Below are 20,531 nucleotides of genomic sequence, written 5' to 3' on the forward strand. Positions count from 1 at the left end.
GCATGCCCCGCTACATCGTCGAACGCGCCCAGCAACTCCTCAACACCCACGGCCAAGCCCTCAAAAACGCCCACATCCTCCTCCTCGGCGTCACCTACAAAGCCGACATCGCCGACCAACGCGAAACCCCCGCCCGCCCCATCGCCCGCCGCCTCACCCGCCTCGGCGCCCACCTCACCTACCACGACCCGCACGTCAAGACGTGGGAGGTCGACGGGAACGAGGTGCCGTCGGCCGGCCCGGACCTGGTGGCCGCGCTGGAGTCCGCGGACCTGGTGATCGTGCTGGCCGAGCACGCCGCGTACGACGCCGGGACGCTGACCCGGCATTCGCGGCTGCTGTTCGACACCCGGGGCCGCACCCGCGATTCGCGCGGCGAGACCGTCGAGCTGCTGTGACCGCCGCATTCGCGCCGCGGGCCGAGCCGACCGGCGGCGTCCACCGCCCGGTCGGGCGGAATTCATCCGCAGTGAAAGATCATCGTCCTTCCGGAGTGAGTGGAATGCGGGTCTGCGTCTGCACGATCGTGCATCATCCCGAGGATGCCCGGATTTTGCATCGGCAGATCCGGGCTTTGCTCGACGCGGGGCATGAGGTGACCTATATCGCGCCATTCCGGGCCTGCAATGTGACGCCCTGGCGCGAGATCAGCCCGGTCGATGTGCCGCGGGCGTCCGGCCGCAAGCGGCTGCGGGCGCTGCGCGCCGCGCACCGGGCGCTGGAGGAGCACTCCGCCTACGCCGACGTGGTGCTGCTGCACGATCCCGAGCTGCTGGTCTCGCTACCGCGCTCGGTACGGCGCCGTACCGTCGTCTGGGACGTGCACGAGGACACCTCGGCGGCCCTGGTCGGCAAGGGCTGGGTGCCGCGTCCCGTACGGCCGCTGCTGCGCCCGTTCGTCCGCCGCCTGGAGACCGTCGGCGAGCGGCGGCACCGGCTGCTGCTGGCCGAGGACGGCTACCGCGAGCGGTTCCGCGACGAGCACCCGGTCGTCCCGAACACCACCTTCGTCGCCGACCTGCCGCCGGCCCCGCCGGACGACCGCCGGATCGTCTATGTCGGGCACCTGTCCGAGGCCAGGGGCGCCCTCGACATGATCGAGACGGCCCGGCTGCTGGCGCCCGAGGGCGTCATGGTGGAGCTGATCGGCGCCGCCGACCCGCAGATCAGGCCGCAGCTGCGGCAGGCGCAGCGCGACGGGATCCTGCGCTGGTACGGATTCGTGCCCAACGACCGGGCGCTGCGGATCGCCGAGGGCGCGATGGCCGGGCTGGCGCTGCTGCACGACGAGCCCAACTACCGGCACTCGATGCCGACCAAGATCGTGGAGTACATGGCGCACGGCGTCCCGGTGATCACCACACCGAACCCGCCCGCCGTCGCGATCGTGGAACCGGCGGGCTCCGGCCTGGTCGTCCCGTTCCGGGACCCGGCCGCCGCCGCGGACGCCGTCCGCAAGCTGCGCGCCGACGCCGAGCTGCGCACCGACCTCGGCAAGCGCGGGTACGAGACGGCCCGCGAGCAGTACCACTGGCCCGTGCACGCCGAGCCCTTCGTCACCCAGCTGGAGATCTGGGCCGGCCACCGCGCGGCCGCCCCCGCCCTACCCGGTTGACTCGTGGCGTGTTCGCCTGTCCAAGCCGCGGACGGGGCGAACACGCCACGAGTCAACGTCTAGCGGGCTGCGGGAGGTGCTTGGCGACGGCGCGGGACAGGCGGGCCGCCGCGCCGGGCGGCCGGGAGGCGTCGATCATCACGATGTAGCGGTCCACCCGGAGGGCGATCATGCCCGCGGCCGGGCCGATCTCGTACGCCTCGTCGCCGCCGACGTCGGTACGCCGCCGCGCCTTGGACTGGGTCGACTGCAACGTCTGGAGCATGGCCGAGGCGTTGGGGGCGGCCGGTGCGACCCATTTCACCGTCACGGTGAAGCCGCGCGCGCCCCAGCCGTTCCCCTCCTTGCTCGGGGTCGCCGAGGGGCTCGGCGAGGGCTCTTCCGAGGGCTTCTCCGAGGGACTCTTCGAGGGACGCGGCGACTCCGGGGCCTTCGCGGGAGTGGGCGGCTCCTTCAGCTCGTACGTGCAGCTGACCGGGCGCGGCAGCCCGACGCCGCCCGGCGTGGCCCGTCCAGGCTCGGTGACGTACTTCCCGGTCAGATGGGCGTCCGCGAGATCGGTGTCCTCCAGCAGCCCGCACGCGTCCGGCCAGTCGGCCTCCGCGACCCCGCCCAGCTCGGCCGGGCCGAGCCCGTCGGCGCCGCCGCGCAGCGCGAGGAGGCGGGCCGATCCGCTCGGCCGGGGCGCCGCCTCCGGTACGGCGACGTACAGCAGCCCGCCCGCCGCCGCCAGCCACGGGCGTGGCCCGCCCAGGACGGGGTCCATCGCGAACGGCGCCGGAACGGTCGTGGTGCGGCCGTCACCGGGCTCGACGATGTCCACTCCGGCGGGCAGCAGCCGCTTGTCGAGCTTGGGCCGCAGCCCGTAGACCCGGCCCGCGGCCGTGGTGAGGGCCACGTAGCCGGGGACGTCGCGGCTCCAGTCCGTACGGCCCGAGGACACCTCCACCGACTCCATCCGGCTGGCGCCCCGCTCCGCCTCGTCCGGGCGCTGCACGATGATGAGGTGCCCGTCGACGACGACCGCCGGGCACATGGCGTCGACGCAGACCTCGTCGCCGTTCCAGACCGCGAACTGGGTGCCCTCGCCGTCGTAGGCGCGCAGCGCCGTACCGTCGAAGGCCAGCATCACCCCGTCGAGCATGCGCACCTCGGGCGACTCCGTGGAGCCGAGCGAGCGGACCCAGCGGACCTTGCCCTTGGCGGGCTCGATCGCCAGCAGCCGGGTGTTGCCCGCGCAGTCGAGCGCCAGTCCCGCCAGCTTCTCCGTGCCGCCGGACGGGTGCGAGGCGTCCTCGAACAGGCGGCAGCCGCCCGGCAGCCGCCTCGTCCACAGCTTCTTGCCGTCGTCGGCCGACCGGCCGCGCAGGATGCGGCGGTCCTGGTCGGTGGTGAGCACCACGCCGGATCCGGCGGGCCAGCGCAGCGTCGTCCGGGGCGTCGCGGCCGGACGGTCACCGGTACGGCGCCACATCACCCCGCCCGACAGCGCGTCGAACCCCACCATCTGCCGCTCGCCGCGGTGCCCGTCGCGCTCGAAGTACCCGATCAGCCGGGAACCGGTGGACGACCAGCCCAGCATGGTCCAGCCGGTACGGCGGTAGCTCCAGCGTTCCGCGCCGCTGCGCGCGTCCCGTACCTCCAGGCCCCGGCCCGAGGCCGTCACCACCTGGCCTTGCGCGACGTCATAGGCGACGGTGCCGTACCCGGCGAGGGGGCCGCGCCGGACCTGCGCGGTCCGCTGCCAGCTCACCGCCAGAGGCCCGGCCGGCGGGCCCAGCCCGGCCTGCGGCGCGACGGGCTCGGCGGTGACGGTGTGCCGGACCTGCCACCACTCGGCCTCCAGCACGAACCGGTCCACGATCAGGCCGCCGGTGGCCAGCAGCGCGGCGACCAGCGCGAACGCGAGCAGCCCCGGGCCGACCGCTCGCGGGCCGTTCCATGGGGAACGCTCCCGACCGCCGTTCACAACCGCGCCGCCTCCCTCCTCGTCGTCCGCAGCTACCTCGTCGTCCGCACCTACATCGTGTGTCGCCCGCCCTGTGTCGCGCGTCCTGGCCGAGCATTACCGTGGACCGAGGACCACCGTGCCGCGAGAGCGCCTCCCACCATGCCTTGTGCCGGGGCGCCCGCGCGACACGGCCGGCGAGAACGGAGCCCCGTGGAGACCTTCATCAGCTGGCGGACCTGGGACGAGGCGCGCGCCGAACTGGAAGGCGATCCCGCCGTCTCCGGAACGCTCGACGTACCCGCGCTGGAGAAGGCCGCCGGCGCCGCCCAGCGCTGGCACGGCGACCAGACGCGGCCCACCGGTGTCCCATATGTGGAACATCTCCTGGAGGCCCTGGAGGTGCTCGTACGGGGCGCGGGCGAGACCCGTACCGAAGTCCTGTCCGCCGTGCTCCTGCACGACGTGGTCGAGGACACCGACGCCACCGTGAACGACGTGGAGGCCGCGTTCGGGCCACTTGTGGCCGAGCTGGTCGACTGGGTCACCAAGCCGCCGACATCCGGGCAGGGGAGGCAGGCCAAGCGCGCGGCCAAGTCCGCGTACCTGCGGCGGCTGCGCGACGCCCCGCCCGAGGCGATCATCGTCAAGCTCGCCGACCGGGTGAGCAACGTCCAGCGGCTCGACCAGATGCCGCCGGACTTCCAGCGCCGCTACTACGCCGAGACGCTCACCTACATCGTCCCCATGACAGAGGGCCACCCGTGGTTCGCGTCCTGGTACGCGGGCTGGTCCGAGCGTTTCGCCCACCTGCGCTGAGAACCGCACGCGGGAAGGTGCACAATCCAGGCGTGGAGAAGACAGGCATGGAACGTGAATGGGTCGCCGAGGAGAGCGTCGTCGTGGGCGCCGCTCCCGAGGTCGTGTACGCGGCGGTGGCCGACCTGCGCCGGATGCCCGGGTGGAGCCCGGAGTTGTTCGCCGTATGGGTGCGAGGCCGCGAGATCAAGCAGGGCACCGGCTTCACGGGCTTCAACCGGATCGGTCCCCGGGTGTGGTTCACCGATGCCCGCGTCACCGCGGCCGTGCCCGGCGAGAACTTCGCGTTCCGGGTGTCGAGCTTCGGCATTCCGGTCGCGCTCTGGGGCTACCGGCTGGAGGACATCGGCGGCGGCTCCACCCGGCTCACCGAGTACTGGCAGGACCTGCGCCGCGACGCGCGCGGGGCCGGGTTCGTCTCGCTGCTGGGCAAGCTCTTCACCGGTGTCCCGGCCGACCGGCGCGCCGCCCTGAACCGGACCGGCATGCGCGCGACGCTGGAGCGGATCAAGACCTCGATCGAGCGGGAGCACGGCTGACCGGCGGTGGACCCGGCCGACCGGCGGTGGACCTAGGAAGTAGAACCTGTTCTACTTAGCTGGGTGACGATCCAGACCCCTGCGGACAGGACTCCCGTACATCTGATCCAGGGCGAGCGGGTGGCGCTGCCCGTACGGATCCGGGACGCCGCCGTCGCCTCGGCGATGTTCGCCGTCCCGGCCGCCCCGGCCCAGGCCGTGATCGCCTACTCCGGGCTGGAGGTGGCCGAGCCGCTGCCCGGCCGGGCGATCTGCTCGCTGGCGTTCATCCGCTACGCCGACGGCGACCTGGGCCCGTACCACGAGTTCGCCGTCGCCTTCCTCGTCCATCCGCCCGGCACGGACCCGCGGCCGGAGCCGCGCGGCGTCCGGAACCTGATGGGCCTGCGCGGCCTCGGCAGCGTCGGCGCGTTCATCCACTGGCTCCCGGTCAACCAGGAGTTCACGCTGGAGGCCGGCCGGTCGATCTGGGGCTTCCCCAAGGAGATCGCCGACATCCCGATGGACCTGTCCGGACGGATCAAGCGGTGCGCCGTGCAGTTCGGCGGCCGTACCGCGATCGAGCTGGCCGTACGGCCCGGCCTGCCCATGCCGTCCGGTTCCGGCGCCGCGCCCGAGGTCACCGCCTACTCCTGCCTGGACGGGACGACCCGGCGCACGCCGTGGACGCTGGACGCGTCCGGAGTGCGGATGCGGCTGGGCGGCGCTCGGGTCAGGCTCGGCGACCATCCCGTCGCCGAGGAACTGCGCGAGATCGGGCTGGGCCGCGCCCGCGCGCTCAGCGCGGCCACGGTCGAGCATCTGACGATGAGCTTCGCGAGTGCCGAGGAGGTCCGGGGTTGAGGAAGACCGCACTGGTCACGGGGGCCGCGAGCGGCCTCGGCGCGCTGGCGGCGCAGCGGTTCGCCGCGGCCGGCTGGGACGTCGTGGCCGTGGACGTGGACGAGGACGGGCTCGCCCGTACGGCGCTGCGCTCCCCCAACATGCACACCCGTCTCTGCGACGTGTCCGACGCCAGGGCCGTCGAGGCGCTGGTGGCCGAGACCGGCGCCGTGCACCGGGTCGTGCACGCCGCCGCGATCAGCCCGCTGGCCCCCGCGCTGGAGCAGCCCCTGGACGACGTCGAGCGCGTGACCCGGGTCAACTACCTGGGCACGGTGAACGTCGTCCGCGCCACCCTGCCCGGCATGCTGGAACGCCGCGGCGGCGAGCTGATCCTGTTCTCCTCACTCAACGCGTTCGTCCCGGTGGCCAAGACCTCGGCCTACCGCGCGGCCAAGGCGGCGATCAACGCCTACGCCGAGACGCTGCGGCAGGAGCACGCCGGCAGCGGCGTGCGGTTCAAGGTCGTGTGCCCGCGCCAGGTCGACACCCCGGCGTACCGTGCCGCGTCGGCGGCCGACCCGTCCGGTACCGCCGCCGGCATGAAGGCGATGCCCGTCCGGCGGGTCCTGGACGCGATCGACCGGTCGCTGGCCCGTGACGAGCTGTACGTCTTCCCGGACGCGATCACCCGCGCGACGGTCCTGACCGGGCGGTACGCGCCGGGCCTGCTGCGCCGCGCGCTCACCCGGGCCTGATCCGGACGCCCGTCCCGGTCCGCCGGGAGCGTCGGACGCGGGATTTCGGGGTAGTGGGCGGCGACCGAATAAGCTGTCTGTTTCGCCCCTTCCCGGGGCCCCGGACGGTGAGGGAGCAGCCTGCATGTCGTCCCAGGTGAAGGGTCGGCCGGCGACGGTCAAGGACCGCGAGATCGCCATCGAGCAGGGCTATGTCGACATGGCGTACGCCCGGCTCGAGGAGATGCGCGCCGACGCCCAGGCCATGATCCGCGAAGGCTTCCGGCAGTCGCTGGCCGGTACCAAGGCCTCGCTGGTGGACCGGGACGCGATGGTGCACCAGGCCGCCGCGCGCGCCAAGGCCCTGGACATCGCCGACGACGGCCTCGTCTTCGGCCGCCTCGACCTGGACCCGTCCCGCCGTACGGAACTCGCCGAGCCTGCCGAGCCCAACGGCGACGGTCCCACCGACACCGGCTCTGACAACACGGGCTCTGACAGCACGGGCGCAGGTGAGATCCGTTACATCGGCCGGATCGGCGTCCGTACCCCCGACCACGACTCGCTCGTCATCGACTGGCGCGCCCCGGCCGCCGAGGACTTCTACCAGGCCACCCCCGAGGACCCGCGCGGCGTGATCCGGCGCCGCGTCCTGCACTCGCGCGCGCACACGGTCGTCGACCTGGAGGACGACCTGCTCGCCCCGTCCGCCGCCGACGATCTCACGGTGGTCGGCGACGGCGCGTTCATCGCCTCCCTCGCCCGCGCCCGCGAAGGGGCGATGCGCGACATCGTCGCCACGATCCAGCGCGAGCAGGACGAGGTGATCCGGGCACCGGCCGACGGCACCGTCCTCGTACGCGGCGCCCCCGGCACCGGCAAGACCGCGGTGGCGCTGCACCGGGTCGCCTACCTGCTGTTCCGGCACCGCCGCCGGTTCGGGTCGCGCGGGGTCCTGGTGGTCGGGCCCAACCGCCGCTTCACCGCCTACATCGAGCGCGTCCTGCCCTCACTCGGCGAAGGCTCGGCGACGCTGCGTTCGCTGGGCGACCTGGTCGACGACGTGTCGGGGACCGTCCACGACTCCCCCGAGGCGGCCCGCCTCAAGGGCGCGGGCGAGATGGTCCAGGTGCTGCGCCGCGCGGTCACCGACCAGGCCCCCGGCGCGCCCGGCGAGCTGCGCGTCGTCTTCAAGGGCGTCGTCGTCAAGCTCGACCGCAACCGGCTCGACCGGATCCGCAACGACGTCCACCGGCGCAGCCGCGGCAGCGTCAACACCGCCCGGGGCCGCGCCGCCGAGTCCCTCCTGGACGGCCTCTGGGACACGTTCCGCGATCTCGGCGGGCCCGAGGCGGCGGCGTCCGCGGCCGAGGGCGACCTCAGCGTCTGGAACGCCCTGCTCGCCGCCGACGGCCTGGAGGCCCTCGACCAGGAGGACGGCCCCGTACCGAACGCGGCCGGCTCCGCCAACGGCAGCGGCGACACGATGCGCACCGAGTTCCTCGCCCGGGTCCGCGAGCAGCGGGCGTTCACCGACTTCCTGGTCGCCTGGTGGCCGGTCCGGCGCCCGATCGACGTGCTGCGCGCCCTCGGCGACCCCGAGCGCCTGCGCCGCGCCGCCGGCCGCGACCTCACCCCCGCCGCCGTACGGCTGCTGGCCGGTACGTGGTCGGGCGAGCAGCCGCTCAGCTACCAGGACGTCGCCCTGCTGGACGAGATCGACGCGATGCTCGGCTTCCCGCCCCGCCCGTCCCGCCGCCGCCGGCCCGCCGCCGAGGACGACCCGTTCGTCGTGGACGGCGTCAACATCATCACCGGCGAGGAGGTCGCCGACGATGCGTGGGAGCCCGAGATGCAGGAGCTCACCACGTCCATGGAACGGCTGGAACGCTCGCGCCGGGTCGACGACGGCGCCGCCGAGGAGCGTCCCGAGTACGCCCACATCGTCGTGGACGAGGCCCAGGACCTGTCCCCCATGCAGTGGCGGATGCTCGCCCGCCGGGGCCGCCAGGCCAGCTGGACGATCGTCGAGGACCCCGCCCAGAGCGCCTGGGAGGACCTCGACGCCGCCCGCGAGGCCATGGACATCGCCCTGGGCGCCAAGGAGCCCCCCTCCGAGGGCCGCTCCAGGCGCCGCCGCCGCAAGCCCGCCCCGCGCCGTACCCGGTACGAGTACGAGCTGACCACCAACTACCGCAACTCCACCGAGATCGCCGCCGTCGCGACCCGCGTCCTCGCCCTGGCCCTGCCCGGCGCCCACCCGGCCCGCGCCGTCCGCGAGTCCGGCATCGCCCCGGTCATCCGGCTGCTGCCCCAGGCCGAGCACGAGGCCGCCGCCCGCGAGACCGTCCAGTCCCTGCTCGACCAGGTCGAGGGCACGATCGGCCTCATCCTCCCGCTCGGCGACCCGGCCGTCCGCGAACGCCTGGCGGCCGGCCTGCCCGAGCGCGTCCAGGTCCTGGACGTCCTGGAGGCCAAGGGCCTGGAGTTCGACGCCGCCGTGATCGTGGCGCCCGAGACCGTCGCCGCCCAGTCCCCCCGCGGCCTGCGCGTCCTGTACGTCGCCGTCTCCCGGGCCACCCAGCACCTGACGGTCCTCACCGCCGACCCCATCTGGGAGAAGACCCTCACCACCTGAAACGAAGGACCGCGAGGCGCATGCGCACCTCGCGGTCCCCTCGGCTCCCGGCTGCGGGTCCTCACCGTCCCGTCCCGCCGTCTCCCCGGTCCGGCTCCTCCCCGGCCGGCCGCCGGTGGCGCTTCTCCTGCCGCGCCGATCCGTTCCCCGGCTCCGCCCCCGCGGGCTCCGTGAGAATCGTCGGATCGGCTCTTTCGGTCGGATCTTCCCTGCTCAGATCCAGATGAGTGATCACCGGGGGTTTCACGCGAGGCTCCCTCTTCTCGATGCCCCGGGCGGGCCGGCCCCGGCCCGGGGCGATCTCCTCTACCGGGCCGAGCGGCGCACGAAGAGCCCGGCCATCAGGCGGAACACCGTCTCCAGGCGGGTACCGGCCGGCGGGCACGCCAGCACCGCTCGCCGGCTGTGCCGGCCGAAGGCCGCACAGAATCCGACATAGAGAGCGAAGGTGATGAGCGCGGCATAAGCCCCAACAATTGCGATCATGGCCAAGACCTCCCCTTACGTCGTTGCGAGATCGTCCGAGACGCTCCCAATTCTGGTGAATTTCGACCCGGCTGAGCTGGCTCGTACTAGTGTGCTGACTGGTCTGATCGGGTAATCTCATACCAGTCATCCCAACCATTTGCCTCACCTAGGTGATAGCCACCACGTCTCGGCCTTAAACATCTGATCAGTCGACTGGTCCGACCCGGAAGACCGAGAGGTACGGGTCAGGATGTCCAGACCATTGGGATATCAGGCTCCCGGAATGTCGGGGATCCGGGATGTCAGGGAGGGGACCATGGCCGCGCGGTACGAGGAGATCGCCGACGACCTGCAGAAGAAGATCAAGGAGGGCGCCCTCAGGCCGGGCCAGCAGATCAGGACCGAGAAGGAACTGATGGCCGACTACGGCGCCGCCCGCAACACGGTGCGCGACGCGATCAACCGGCTCAAGGTGCTCCGGCTGGTGGAGTCCCGCCAGGGCAGCGGCAACTTCGTCGTCAAGCCGCCGGAACTCTTCCAGATCACCCTCACGCCGGAGGAGGACACCGGCTTCAGCGGCGGCGAGGGCGAGGCATGGGTCGCCGAGGCCGGCAAGCAGGACCGGGTGGCCAGGACCTCCGCCCCGCAGGTGCTGATCGAGCAGGCCGACGAGCTCCAGAGCAGGTTGCTCGACGTCCCGGAGGGCGCCGACCTCATCCTCCGCCATCAGCGGCGCTACATGACCGATGAGTCCGACGAGGACATCCCGTGGTCCATGCAGACCTCGTACTACCCGTTCAGCTTCATCGAACGGGGCGCCGTCGCGCTGATGAAGGGGCAGGACATCCTCGAGGGGACGATGGCGTACCTGGCCGAGAAGCTGGAGATCCGCCAGGCCCGGTACAAGGACGTCCTGTCGATCCGGCCCCCCGACGAGACCGAGCGGGAGTTCTTCCGGCTGCCGACCGAGAGCAGCGTCTGGGTGTACGAGCACAAGCGGACCGCCTATGACACCGAAGACAGGCCCTGCCGTTTCACGGTGACGGTCTATCCCACGGATCGCAATGAATTCGTCATCGAAGCACGCCTCCCGCTCAACGACGACTCGTCAAAGTAGTCGCCACCGATAACAACTGGAGGATCCCGGACGACGACGTTCACGATCTCTGGTATCGGCCGGCCCGGACCGGGCCGGCCGCACCGGCCACCGGCCGGCTCGTCATTTTTGACCTGTCCCTTACTGTCATTTTTGGCCAGTCCTGCGTCTTTGCAGCTAAAGGCGCCCACCGAAGGGCGCCTGTCCCCACAGCAGATGGAGAACCGATGTCCGACAGCAGCATGCCGCCCAGGCACGAGGATCCTTCCCTCGACCTGCTCCGGCCTTACATCACGGCCTCCGCTCAGGCCCTGCGCGCAGCGGGTGTCGAGTTGGAAAGGTCGTGGCTCGACCCGTCCGGGCCGCGGGACGCCACCATCCTTTGCCGGCTCCGGGACGAGAAGGTCCACGGCCTTGTCTGGGACGAGGAGAGCGGCTGGCGGATCGGCGAGTTCGTGAGCGGGCACCCGGGTGAGCGCACGCAGCTGGCCGACGCGCGCTATCTGGGCGAGGAGGTGCTGCCGCAACCGCAGACGGTCGCCCGCGCGGTCACCGGCGGTTTCACCGGATCTTTCCGCAAGTTCAGGGACCACTCCGACGATCCGGAGTCCTTTGACGTCAAGGTCCGCGCGTTCGACACCCAGGAGCGCGAGACCTTCGCCGAATGATCGGCTGAACTCGAGTCGACCGAGCACGGGCCGATCCAGCACGGGCCGACCGAGCATCGTACGAGACGCCGCCGTGTCATGCCCACCAGGTGGACACGGCGGCCCGCGTCAGGCCGCGCGGCACGCTCCGGCCCGGCAGCACGATCTGGCCGGATCCGGCCAACCTGGAGAGGCCCCGGGCGTGCGCACCTGCCGACATTGCGCACGCCAAAAAGCCCCATAAGCCCCTTTTGCTATCACGTCAGGACTCTGTCCCCACCTTCCGGGCATTCTGTACGTTACGGTGATTATCTACTGTTAATCGGCAGCACTGGCATGGCGCCTCGACGCGGCGGCGCATGACCTGCTGTTTCGTCGTCGCGAACAGGACCGAGAGTGGGAGCGAGCTTCCGACTTCGTCCGGCCTCACCCAGCGATCTGCCATCCGTACTCGCCCTGATCGAAGACGCGGCCGCCTGGCTGCGCACCACGGGCACCGACCAGTGGAACCGCCCCTGGCCGAACCGCGAGGAACGCGACCGCCGGGTGTACGAGTCCCTGGCTCTGGGAGAGACCTGGCTGCTGTGGGACGGGCCCGCACCGATCGCCACGATCACGGCCACCCGCACGCCCGATGACGCGCTGTGGACGATCGGGGAGTGCGCCGAGCCGGCCATCTACCTCCATCGGCTCGTCGTCGGCCGTACCCATGCCGGGAACGGTCTCGGGGCGCACCTGCTGGACTGGGCAGGGACGCGGGCACGCCGGACGGGCGCGCACTGGATCAGGATCGACGTGTGGGCCGACAACTACGCACTGCACCGCTACTACTTCAGGCAAGGCTTCCGCTGGCTGCGCCAGTCGACCCGGATCCCCGGCTACCCGGCGGGCGCGCTGTTCCAGAAGAACGTCCACGCCGACAGGCCCGGCCGGCCCCTCCCGTTCGAGGTCGATGCGCCGGCGGTGAACGGCAGGCGGCCGCACGCGCGGAGCGGCGACCCGCCCTGGACGGGCCTGGGGCTGCCGCCCGCCTCGAACGCCTCATGACCGATACCTCCGGTCCGCCGCGGACCCCCGTCTCGAACCACCGGCTCGGGGACGCTCCGCGGGCTCAGAGGAAGCGCACCCGCACCATCTCCTCGGCATCGCCCTCGCGGACGAAGACCGCGCCTCCGCCGTCCGTGATCGACTCGAAGTAGTCGTAGAGGCTCAGCGCCCGGTTGATCACGTCGGTCTTGGAGTCGCCGGTCAGCCGGACCAGCTCGGCCAGCGACGCCGCGCCCTTGCCGGTGAGATTGACGGTGATGCGCTCCCTGGCGGCCGGCCCGTCACCGTGCCGGGCGCCGTCCTGCGAACGGTCGACCAGGGGCGATTCCCCCTTGCTCATCACGGCCTCCCTCAACCGGGGCGCCATCGCCGCCGGTTATCCCTCGTATGCCCGCCGGCCGTCCACTGTATGCGGACAGTATGCGCTGCCGCCAGATGATGGTCAACGCCGGGCTAGATGAGATGTACTCACCTGGGCACTACCCACGCCTATCGTCCCCAAATCGTCCGCGTCCTATACATCAATCGTATGTACATCGTATGTATCCTCGCTTACCCTCAAGGAGCAGCACCCCGCGCCCGGCCGAACGACCGTGATCGCCGCCGATCGGCGCGATCACCGGAAGGCGAGGAGGACGGCGTATGGGCCGCCGAACGAAGCCCCCCAGGACAGGTGACGAGCCGTCCCGCACCCTGCGGACCGCTCTCGCCGGCGGAGTGGGTGCCGCGAGCATCGCCGGAGTCGCGATCGCCGGCGCCGGCACGGCCGGCGTGGTGGCGCTCGCCGTCCTGGCGACCGTGCTGGTGCTGGTCATGGCGATCCCCGTGCTGGGTAACACGATCATGCTGCTGTGGCTGGCCCGGCGGGGGCTGGACGTGCTCGAGTCGTCCGACGACGTCGCCGATCTGATGGAGTCCGGGGCGGCGGCGTTCACCCTGCCGTTCGCGACGATCCTGCGCGGCATGCCGCTGCGGCGCGACCGGCCGGCCACCCGTAAGGGCGCCACCCGTAAAGGCGTGGCGCGTCCCCCTTCGGCACCGGCGATCGAGCGGCCCGCGGAGCCGGCCACCGACGCCCCTTCCGACCCCGCCCTCGCAGGGAACGGGGAGCGGCGGCACGGGCCGGCCGTCGAGGTCGTCCCGCACCACACTTTCTGGGGTGCGCTGACCCCCGAGGAGCGCGGCGCCTTCGAGGAACTGGCCGAACGGGTGACGTTCGACGAGGGGGCCGTGCTCTGCTGCCGGGACCAGCCGGCGGACCGGGTCATCGTCATCCGGTCGGGGATGGCGCAGGTGACCACGGGCGTCGACGGCGACGACCGGGAGATCGCGCGGCGCGGGCCCGGGGACATCGTGGGCGAGCGGGCCATGCTGCTGATCAGGGAGCGGTCGGCCACCGTGACCGCGCTGACGCCGATGCGGGCGATGGTCGCCTCCGCCGCCGCGTTCAACGCCTTCCTGAACGACCATCCGCGCGTGGTGGCCGTGCTGGAGCGGCAGATCTACGACCGGCTCACCCGCTCGACCAGGCCCCCCGGCGAACCCGAGTTGACCGGGCAGCACTGCCCGGTGCTCTTCGTCGATGTGGGCGGGTTCTCGGCGCCGTACCGGACCGACACGGACCGGCAGGAGATCCGGCGGGCCCTCTACGCGGTCATGGAGGAGGCGTTCGAGCGTGCGGGCATCTCCTGGTCGGGCTGCCACCGGGAGGACCGGGGCGACGGGGCACTGGTCATCGCACCGGCCGCGGTCCCGGCGGCGCTGATCGTCGACCCGCTGATCGGGCTGCTGGCCGAGGGGCTGGCACGCCACAATCGGGACGCGGCCAAGGCGGTACGGATCCGGTTGCGCGCGGCGCTCGACGTGGGGCCGGTGACCCGCGACGCGCACGGCGTCAACGGGTACGCCATCATCCGCGCCGCCCGCCTCATGGAGGCCCCCGCGCTCAGGCGGCGGCTCACCGGGGCGTCGGTGCCGCTCGGGTTCATCGTCTCGGAGTCGGTGTACGAGAGCGTCGTCCGGCACGCGCCCGGGCGGATCGACCCCGCCTCCTACATCCAGGTCGCCGTCAAGGTGAAGGAGGCCAGGCTCACCGCATGGGTCCATCTCCCCGCCCCGGACGGCCAGGCCCGGCCGGACGACCAGGACCGGCCCGACGGTCAGGGCCCGGCTAGATGATCGGGGGGCGGCCGGTGCGGGTCATGCGCCAGGCGGTGCGCCAGGAGATCGGGCGGCGGGGGCCGGCGGGCTTGCGCCAGCCTTCGGCGAAGCCTTTGAACCACGGCTTGAGCGCGCTCGGCTTGCGCTCGCGCAGGACGGTCATGCCCACCCAGACGGCCAGGTAGGTCAGGGCGATGGTCCACGGCAGGTTGCGGCGGGCCAGCCAGACCCGGTTGCGGGCGTTGTAGCGGTAGAACATGTCGTGCCGCGTGGGCAGCACGGCCGGGTGGAACATCACCGCGGACGCGTCGTACACGATGCGGTAGCCGGCGTTGAGGACCTGCCAGGCGAGGTCGGTCTCCTCGTGGGCGTAGAAGAAGTCCTCGGGCAGGCCGCCACCGGCGTCGAACGCGGCGCGCCGCATGGCGCAGGCACCGCCCAGGAACGTGGTGACGTCGGAGGAGCGCTCCGGGTCTCCCGCGCGCAGCCGCGGTACGTGGCGGCGCTCGCCGCGGCCGCCCTCCGGGTCGCGGACGCGGAACGAGACCACGCCGAGGCCGGGCTCGGCGGTGAAGCGGTCGCGCAGGTGGGCGCCCAGCCGGGTGGAGCGGTACCAGCCGTCGTCGTCCAGGAACAGCACCAGCTCGCCCGAGGAGGCCTCGACGCCGCGGTTGCGGCCGGCGGGGATGCCGACGTTCTTGGGCAGCCGGACGATCACGATGCGGTGGTCGTCGAAGACCTCGTCCTCGCCCGGGGTCCAGTCGCCTGAGACGCCGTTGCCGACCAGGACGACCTCGACGTCGACGTGCTCCTGATCGAGGGCGCTGCGGATCGCGCGGGCCAGCTCGGCGGGACGGTTGCCCATCGTGAGCACGACGACCGACAGCAGGCCGCCGCGCGTGCCGGGAACGTCGCCCTGCTCTTCCGGGGTCACGGCGCCGCCGTCCAGGTCAAGGCTCACTTCAGTCTCCGGGAGGCCAGGATGCTCACCAGGTGCAGCAGCGTCTGCACGACCGCGACGATCGCGACCGCGACGGCCAGCACCCGGACCGTGGCGGGGGTCTCGTTGCCCATCAGCACGTCGATCGCGGCGGCCGCCAGGATCAGCAGCGACAGCTCGACCGCGCCGATGATCCGGTGGAAGCGCAGCATGGACGCGGCCTGCCGGGCCAGCGCGATGCCGGTCGAACGGGGCCGCAGCGCGCGGTCGCCGCCGACGGGCTCGGCGGGCAGGGCCGACTTGGCCCGCGCCACCACCACGTTGTCGGTCTCGGCCTTGATCAGCGCAGCGCCCAGCGCGGCGACCAGGCCCAGCTCGGTGTAGCCGCCGCTGGACCAGCCGCCCTGCGCCGCGAAGCCCAGGCCGATCAGCAGCGACACCTCGGAGAGGTAGTGCCCGATCCGGTCCAGGAAGACGCCGGCCACCGAGGTCTGCCGCAGGTAGCGGGCGACCTCGCCGTCCACGCAGTCGAGCAGCAGGTAGAGCTGGATCAGCACGGCACCGCCGAGCGCCGTCCACAGCACACCGGTGCCGGCGGCGGGCAGCGACACCACCACGCCCGCGGCGACGCCGCAGGCCATCATCATGTACGTGAGCTGGTTGGGGCTGAACCCCATCCGCATGGCGAGCCACGCGAAGTACGGCGACAGGCCGCGCATGTAGAGGCGGCCCGCCCAGTGCTCCTCGTTGCGCCGGTCCTTGAGACCGGGGGGCTGGCCGTACCGCCGGACGTCGGCGACGCTCGCCGTACGCCGGGAGGGCCGCCCGTCGTCGCCCGGGACGGGGGTCTCCGGCAGCTCAGCCGCCATGGGCTTGGACATACTGTTCCACCGCCTTGAGGATCGCGCCCTGGTCCAGGCCGAGATGCTCCAAGATCGTATAGCGACCGGGACGGGTCTGCGGGGCATACTGGACGGCCTGCGCGAACTGCTCGTTGCTCAGCCCGATGTCGCCGGGCAGCCGGGGCAGCTCGTGCCGTTCCAGGCAGGTCATGATCTCCGCGAGCCGGTCCCCGCCGGTGCCCAGGTGCACGGCCCGCAGGTAGTAGCAGAACGCGGTGCCGATGCCGGCCAGCTCGCCGTGGTTGGCGGTGCCGGGGAACAGCTGGTCGATCGCGTGCAGGATCTCGTGGTCGCCGCCGCTGGAGGGACGCGAGGAGCCCGCGAACGCCATCGCCATGCCCGACAGCACCAGGCCCTCGGCCAGGACGGTCAGGAACCGGTCGGACTCGATCGACTCGGGCTGGTGCAGCAGCGCCTCTGCGGCCGTACGGGCCACGGTCAGCGCCATCCGGTCGACCGGCTCGCCGCACTCCTCGGAGGCCAGGATCCAGTCGTCCACCGCGGAGAAGTTGCTCACCACATCGCCGACGCCCGCCCGGACCAGCCGCTTGGGCGCCGCGTGCACGTAGTCGAGATCGACCACCATGGCCAGCGGCATCACCACGCCGAAGGACCCCTTGCCGTTCTCGTGGGTCAGCGAGGCGACCGGCGAGCAGATCCCGTCGTGCGAGAGGTTGGTGGCCACCGAGACCATCGGGATGCCGGCCAGCGTCGCCGCGTACTTGGTCGCGTCGATCGTCCGGCCGCCGCCGATCCCGACCACCGCCTCGTACGAGCCCGCCCGCAGGCTGGACCCGAGGGAGACCGCGGCGTCGACCGTGCCGCCCGCCACCTGGTACATCTCGCAGGCCGCCAGCGAGGGCCGGACATGCTCGGCGATCTTCTCGCCCTGGCCGGGACCGACCGCGATGGCCACCCGGCCCTCGGTCACGATCCGCCGGTCGGCCAGCAGGTCGCCGAGCGCCGCGACGGCACCGCGCCGGACGTCGATGGACAGCGGCGCGGTCAGCATTCGCGTCAGCAGGGGCATTAAGGACTTCCTCGCTCGGGACGGTCGGGGCGCCCGGCCGCGGGTCAGCGCGCTCGGGCCCGGCGGGCGGGATTGCTCGCGGGTCCTGGGAAACGCCTAGTAGTCCTTGGCGATGCCGCGGGCCTTCTCCAGGTCGTCGTGGTTGTCGACCTCGACCCAGCTCACCGCGCCGATCGGGGCGACGGCGATACCGCCGCCCCGGTTGACCAGCTCCTGGTACCCGTCCTCGTAGTAGAGGTCGGGGTCCCTCTCCCAGGTGGCCTTGAGAGCGTCGGCCAGCGGGCCGGCCGCGGCGGGCTCGATCAGGGTGGCGCCGATGTACTCCCCGTACGCCTGCGCGGGGTCCATCAGCTTGGTGATCCGCTGGAGCCGCCCCCCGGCGTCCAGGGTCACCTTCATCTCCTCGTCGGCCAGTGTTTTCACATCGTCCACCGCCAGGAGAATGTCCGCTCCCCGGTTGGACAATAGGGTCTTTTCAACACTGACCGGATGCACCGTGTCGCCGTTCACCATGAGGACGCCCTTGGAGAAGTACTCCCGAGCCAGCCACATGGAGTAGGCGTTGTTCCACTCCTCGGCCTTGTCGTTGTGGACGAGGGTGAGCGAGACGCCGTAGCGCTCCTCGAGGGCCGCCTTGCGCTCCTCGACGGCGCCGGCGCGGTAGCCGACGACGATCACCACGTCGGTCAGGCCCACCTCCGCCAGGTTGCCCAGCGCGATGTCCAGGATGGTGGTCTCACCATCGACCGGAACCAGGGCCTTGGGCAGCGTGTCGGTGTACGGCCGCAGTCTCCGGCCCGCACCCGCCGCCAGCACCATTCCGATCATGCTTCCTCTTCCTCCAGATCACCCGTCACGCCGCCGCGTTCCGCGGCGCGCCCGGCATCGCGGCCGTCCATGAGCCCGGCCCGCACCCATACCGCGACGCTCTCACCCACGAACAACACGCCAAGGTAGACGGCGAGCGCCGCGTACGCGAACGGAACGAGGCCGGACAGGCCCGCGAGGGCCACGACCAGCATCCGGCCGTCCCAGCCCAGCCCGGCGCGGAAGAGCCACTCCGGCGGCCGGAACCCCTGGCGGGTGCGGTACACGATGTCGTAGTGGTGGTACGCCAGGACCGCGAGCAGCACGTAGACGAGCGGTGCGGCCACATCCTGTGTGAACCCCAGTACGGCGAGGTAACCATACTCGATCGTGCGGATACCGGGAGGGACGAGCCAGTCGATTCTGCCGCTCAGGGAACGGCAGGCGGGCGCCGCGGCGAGCAGCACCGCCACGAGCGGCACGAACAGCGCCGGAACGTCCCGTCCACCCGTCGACGCGGCCAGCAGAACGCCGGTGAGAAGCAGCGCCGCCGCCGTCCCGAACACCGGCGTGGGCCACAGCCTGGACGGCCGTCTCTCGGCGAGCCGCCCCAGCAGCCAGGCCACCGGCCCATCATCCCGATAGGCCCGCAACCGCTCGGGCCCGGTCATAGGTTCACTCGCACTCATGCCGCGACCGACCTCAGCATCCGCCCCGCCAGGGTGTACGAGGCGGCGATCCCGCCCCAGATCAGCAGGGCCAGGAACGTCACCCGCGCGTCGGCCAGGGCTGCGGTGACGGCGATGAGCGCGAACCGTTCGCCGATGGGCAGCACGATCATCTTCTTGGCCCAGTGGAACGCCCGGGCCCGGCTGGTCACGCGGATCCACAGGGCGAGCGCGCCGGCGGCCTGGGACGTGGGCGGCCTTACGCCCGGCGCCATCAGCGGCTCCGTCACACGGGTACGGGTCAAGGGCGGCTTGCCGCGCGCCCCGTACGAGAAGTCCACCATGTGGCGCACGATCTGCAGGATCAGCACCGCGACCGCCAGCCCCCAGACGTCCCCGGCGTACGGGCCGCTGCCGACGGCGGCCACGGTCGAGCCGACGGCGAGGCCCGCGTACACCACGTACTCCTTGGCCCGGTCGCATACCGAGTCGAGCCAGGCGCCGAACAGGCTCGTGCGGCCCGAGTAGCGGGCGAGCTGCCCGTCCACGCAGTCGAGGACGAACGAGAAGTAGAAGATCACCGCGCCGGTGACCATTCCGGTGCGGGTGCCTGCGGCGAACCACATCGCCGCGAGCACGGCCAGCACCATGGACAGGGCCGTGATCGAGGTGGGCGAGACGCCGCGGACGGCCGCCCAGCGGACGATGTACGGGGAGTACGAGCTGACCGCGAACGTGGCGAAGAAGCCGTCGTTGCTCTTGACGGCCGCGGCGAGCCGGGCGGCGTCGTCGCGGCCGTCGTCGGGCTTCTCCAGCGCCTCACGGGCCGTGCGCACCCCGTCCTCGTCGCGGGCGCGGTGGCAGGGACGCAGATGGCCGGGGACCACGGCGACCGGCATCCCGGACCTGACCAGCCCCACCAGGAGCAGGTCCACCGCTTCCATCGGCGCCTCGGCCGTATCGGGCCGGGGCAGGTCGGGCCGGGGCAGGTCGGCCAGTTCCGTGGCGACGTCCGCGACGGCCTTGGTCAGGGAGGGAGCGATCCGCAGCACCCCGGGAAACGCCGCGTTCGGGTTGGGGACCACGTGCTCGGCCGAGCCCGCGGTCACGACCCGGCCGTCCTCCACCCGGGCGTCGGCCATCCCGTACGAGCCCCGGTACCGCGCCGGTACGGTCAGCGCCGCGATCGGCGGGTCCGCGCCGTCCAGCAGCCCGGCCAGCGCCTCGTCCGCGATGATCAGGTCGGCGGGCAGCAGCACGATCGGCTCCCGCGCAGTGCGGGCCAGCCGGGCGAGTTCCCGCAGGTCACCGGCCACGTCCGCGCTCTCGGTGACGAAGTGGCCGTCCGCGCGCAGGGCGGCCGCGAATTCGGGCCGCCCGACGACATGGACCTCCGGTACGTTGAGCGTGGTCAGCTGATCGCACAGCCGTGCCAGGAGCGTCGGCGGTCCGTCCGGGTACGGCAGGGCGGCGGCGGAGCCCGGTCCGGGCCCGCCGCGGGCCCGTCCGGTCACGGTGATCACCGCTACGGTCATCGGCGCCTCCGGGCGCGTGGGATATGGGTGGCGGGGGTGAGGTCAGCGATCGAGAACGAGGGCTCAGTGTAGCCGCTTGGCTACACCTTGCAATGGCCTGTGAGCGATCGACC

The 20,531-nt window shown here is 72.1% G+C and carries 20 protein-coding genes; 11 read left to right on the forward strand and 9 right to left on the reverse strand.

Annotated features, from left to right (window positions below):
- Positions 1-398 (forward strand): UDP binding domain-containing protein (locus tag ACH34Q_RS45315; RefSeq protein WP_395989456.1); only part of this gene is annotated, 398 nt, incomplete at its 5' end.
- A 104-nt stretch (positions 399-502) separates the two neighbouring features.
- Positions 503-1,615 carry a glycosyltransferase family 4 protein gene (locus tag ACH34Q_RS45320; RefSeq protein ID WP_395989457.1) on the forward strand — a complete coding sequence of 371 codons (1,113 nt, stop codon included), beginning with the start codon at positions 503-505 and terminating at the stop codon, positions 1,613-1,615.
- A gap of 52 nt (positions 1,616-1,667) precedes the next feature.
- Here the strand turns inward: ACH34Q_RS45320 and ACH34Q_RS45325 are convergent, their stop codons facing one another.
- On the reverse strand, positions 1,668-3,584 hold the full coding sequence (locus ACH34Q_RS45325) for a PQQ-binding-like beta-propeller repeat protein (protein ID WP_395989458.1): 1,917 nt from the start codon (positions 3,582-3,584) through the stop codon (positions 1,668-1,670).
- A 192-nt stretch (positions 3,585-3,776) separates the two neighbouring features.
- On the opposite strand from ACH34Q_RS45325, the gene ACH34Q_RS45330 reads away from it, so the two are divergent.
- From ACH34Q_RS45330 to ACH34Q_RS45350, 5 genes are all read left to right on the forward strand, one after another.
- Complete coding sequence (locus tag ACH34Q_RS45330) at positions 3,777-4,382, forward strand: HD domain-containing protein (RefSeq protein WP_395989459.1); 606 nt, start codon at positions 3,777-3,779, stop codon at positions 4,380-4,382.
- 32 nt (positions 4,383-4,414) lie between these two features.
- Entirely contained in the window at positions 4,415-4,921 is a 507-nt protein-coding gene (locus ACH34Q_RS45335) for an SRPBCC family protein (RefSeq protein ID WP_395989460.1), read from the forward strand.
- A 63-nt stretch (positions 4,922-4,984) separates the two neighbouring features.
- Entirely contained in the window at positions 4,985-5,764 is a 780-nt protein-coding gene (locus ACH34Q_RS45340) for an acetoacetate decarboxylase family protein (protein ID WP_395989461.1), read from the forward strand.
- Positions 5,761-6,501 carry an SDR family NAD(P)-dependent oxidoreductase gene (locus tag ACH34Q_RS45345; protein WP_395989462.1) on the forward strand — a complete coding sequence of 247 codons (741 nt, stop codon included), beginning with the start codon at positions 5,761-5,763 and terminating at the stop codon, positions 6,499-6,501. The genes ACH34Q_RS45340 and ACH34Q_RS45345 overlap by 4 nt, the downstream gene beginning before the upstream one ends.
- Before the next feature lie 124 nt (positions 6,502-6,625).
- Entirely contained in the window at positions 6,626-9,118 is a 2,493-nt protein-coding gene (locus ACH34Q_RS45350) for a HelD family protein (RefSeq protein ID WP_395989463.1), read from the forward strand.
- Between the two features lie 306 nt (positions 9,119-9,424).
- Here ACH34Q_RS45350 and ACH34Q_RS45355 read toward each other — a convergent pair whose 3' ends face one another.
- Positions 9,425-9,610 carry a hypothetical protein gene (locus ACH34Q_RS45355; RefSeq protein WP_395989464.1) on the reverse strand — a complete coding sequence of 62 codons (186 nt, stop codon included), beginning with the start codon at positions 9,608-9,610 and terminating at the stop codon, positions 9,425-9,427.
- A gap of 292 nt (positions 9,611-9,902) precedes the next feature.
- Between ACH34Q_RS45355 and ACH34Q_RS45360 the strand changes: the two genes are divergently transcribed.
- The 3 genes from ACH34Q_RS45360 (at position 9,903) to ACH34Q_RS45370 (ending at position 12,376) form a co-directional block, all read left to right on the forward strand.
- Complete coding sequence (locus ACH34Q_RS45360) at positions 9,903-10,703, forward strand: GntR family transcriptional regulator (protein WP_395989465.1); 801 nt, start codon at positions 9,903-9,905, stop codon at positions 10,701-10,703.
- A 206-nt stretch (positions 10,704-10,909) separates the two neighbouring features.
- Positions 10,910-11,350 carry a DUF6292 family protein gene (locus tag ACH34Q_RS45365; RefSeq protein ID WP_395989466.1) on the forward strand — a complete coding sequence of 147 codons (441 nt, stop codon included), beginning with the start codon at positions 10,910-10,912 and terminating at the stop codon, positions 11,348-11,350.
- A 375-nt stretch (positions 11,351-11,725) separates the two neighbouring features.
- Entirely contained in the window at positions 11,726-12,376 is a 651-nt protein-coding gene (locus tag ACH34Q_RS45370; RefSeq protein WP_395989467.1) for a GNAT family N-acetyltransferase, read from the forward strand.
- A 64-nt stretch (positions 12,377-12,440) separates the two neighbouring features.
- On the opposite strand, the gene ACH34Q_RS45375 is transcribed toward ACH34Q_RS45370, so the two are convergent.
- On the reverse strand, positions 12,441-12,716 hold the full coding sequence (locus ACH34Q_RS45375; protein WP_395989468.1) for a hypothetical protein: 276 nt from the start codon (positions 12,714-12,716) through the stop codon (positions 12,441-12,443).
- Positions 12,717-13,018: 302 nt separating this feature from the next.
- On the opposite strand from ACH34Q_RS45375, the gene ACH34Q_RS45380 reads away from it, so the two are divergent.
- Entirely contained in the window at positions 13,019-14,554 is a 1,536-nt protein-coding gene (locus ACH34Q_RS45380) for a Crp/Fnr family transcriptional regulator (RefSeq protein ID WP_395989469.1), read from the forward strand.
- On the opposite strand, the gene ACH34Q_RS45385 is transcribed toward ACH34Q_RS45380, so the two are convergent.
- The 6 genes from ACH34Q_RS45385 to ACH34Q_RS45410 all read right to left on the reverse strand — a co-directional run bounded on the left by ACH34Q_RS45385 (position 14,547) and on the right by ACH34Q_RS45410 (position 20,418).
- Positions 14,547-15,401: a glycosyltransferase family 2 protein gene (locus ACH34Q_RS45385; RefSeq protein ID WP_395989496.1), complete on the reverse strand. Its 855-nt coding sequence runs from the start codon at positions 15,399-15,401 to the stop codon at positions 14,547-14,549. The genes ACH34Q_RS45380 and ACH34Q_RS45385 overlap by 8 nt on opposite strands.
- 92 nt (positions 15,402-15,493) lie before the next feature.
- A complete protein-coding gene (locus ACH34Q_RS45390) occupies positions 15,494-16,345 on the reverse strand; it encodes a CDP-alcohol phosphatidyltransferase family protein (protein ID WP_395989470.1) in 852 nt (283 codons plus the stop codon).
- A complete protein-coding gene (locus ACH34Q_RS45395) occupies positions 16,335-17,390 on the reverse strand; it encodes an iron-containing alcohol dehydrogenase family protein (protein ID WP_395989497.1) in 1,056 nt (351 codons plus the stop codon). Before ACH34Q_RS45395 ends, ACH34Q_RS45390 begins: the two co-directional genes overlap by 11 nt.
- Before the next feature lie 114 nt (positions 17,391-17,504).
- Positions 17,505-18,236 (reverse strand): sugar phosphate nucleotidyltransferase, encoded by a 732-nt coding sequence (locus ACH34Q_RS45400; RefSeq protein WP_395989471.1) that lies wholly within the window; start codon positions 18,234-18,236, stop codon positions 17,505-17,507.
- Positions 18,233-18,904 carry a DUF5941 domain-containing protein gene (locus ACH34Q_RS45405; RefSeq protein WP_395989472.1) on the reverse strand — a complete coding sequence of 224 codons (672 nt, stop codon included), beginning with the start codon at positions 18,902-18,904 and terminating at the stop codon, positions 18,233-18,235. The genes ACH34Q_RS45400 and ACH34Q_RS45405 overlap by 4 nt, the downstream gene beginning before the upstream one ends.
- On the reverse strand, positions 18,901-20,418 hold the full coding sequence (locus ACH34Q_RS45410; RefSeq protein ID WP_395989473.1) for a CDP-alcohol phosphatidyltransferase family protein: 1,518 nt from the start codon (positions 20,416-20,418) through the stop codon (positions 18,901-18,903). The genes ACH34Q_RS45405 and ACH34Q_RS45410 overlap by 4 nt, the downstream gene beginning before the upstream one ends.
- Positions 20,419-20,531: the final 113 nt, after the last annotated feature.

Origin of the sequence: Actinomadura sp. 9N407 (assembly GCF_044326315.1) — a bacterium.
Lineage (GTDB): Bacteria > Actinomycetota > Actinomycetes > Streptosporangiales > Streptosporangiaceae > Spirillospora.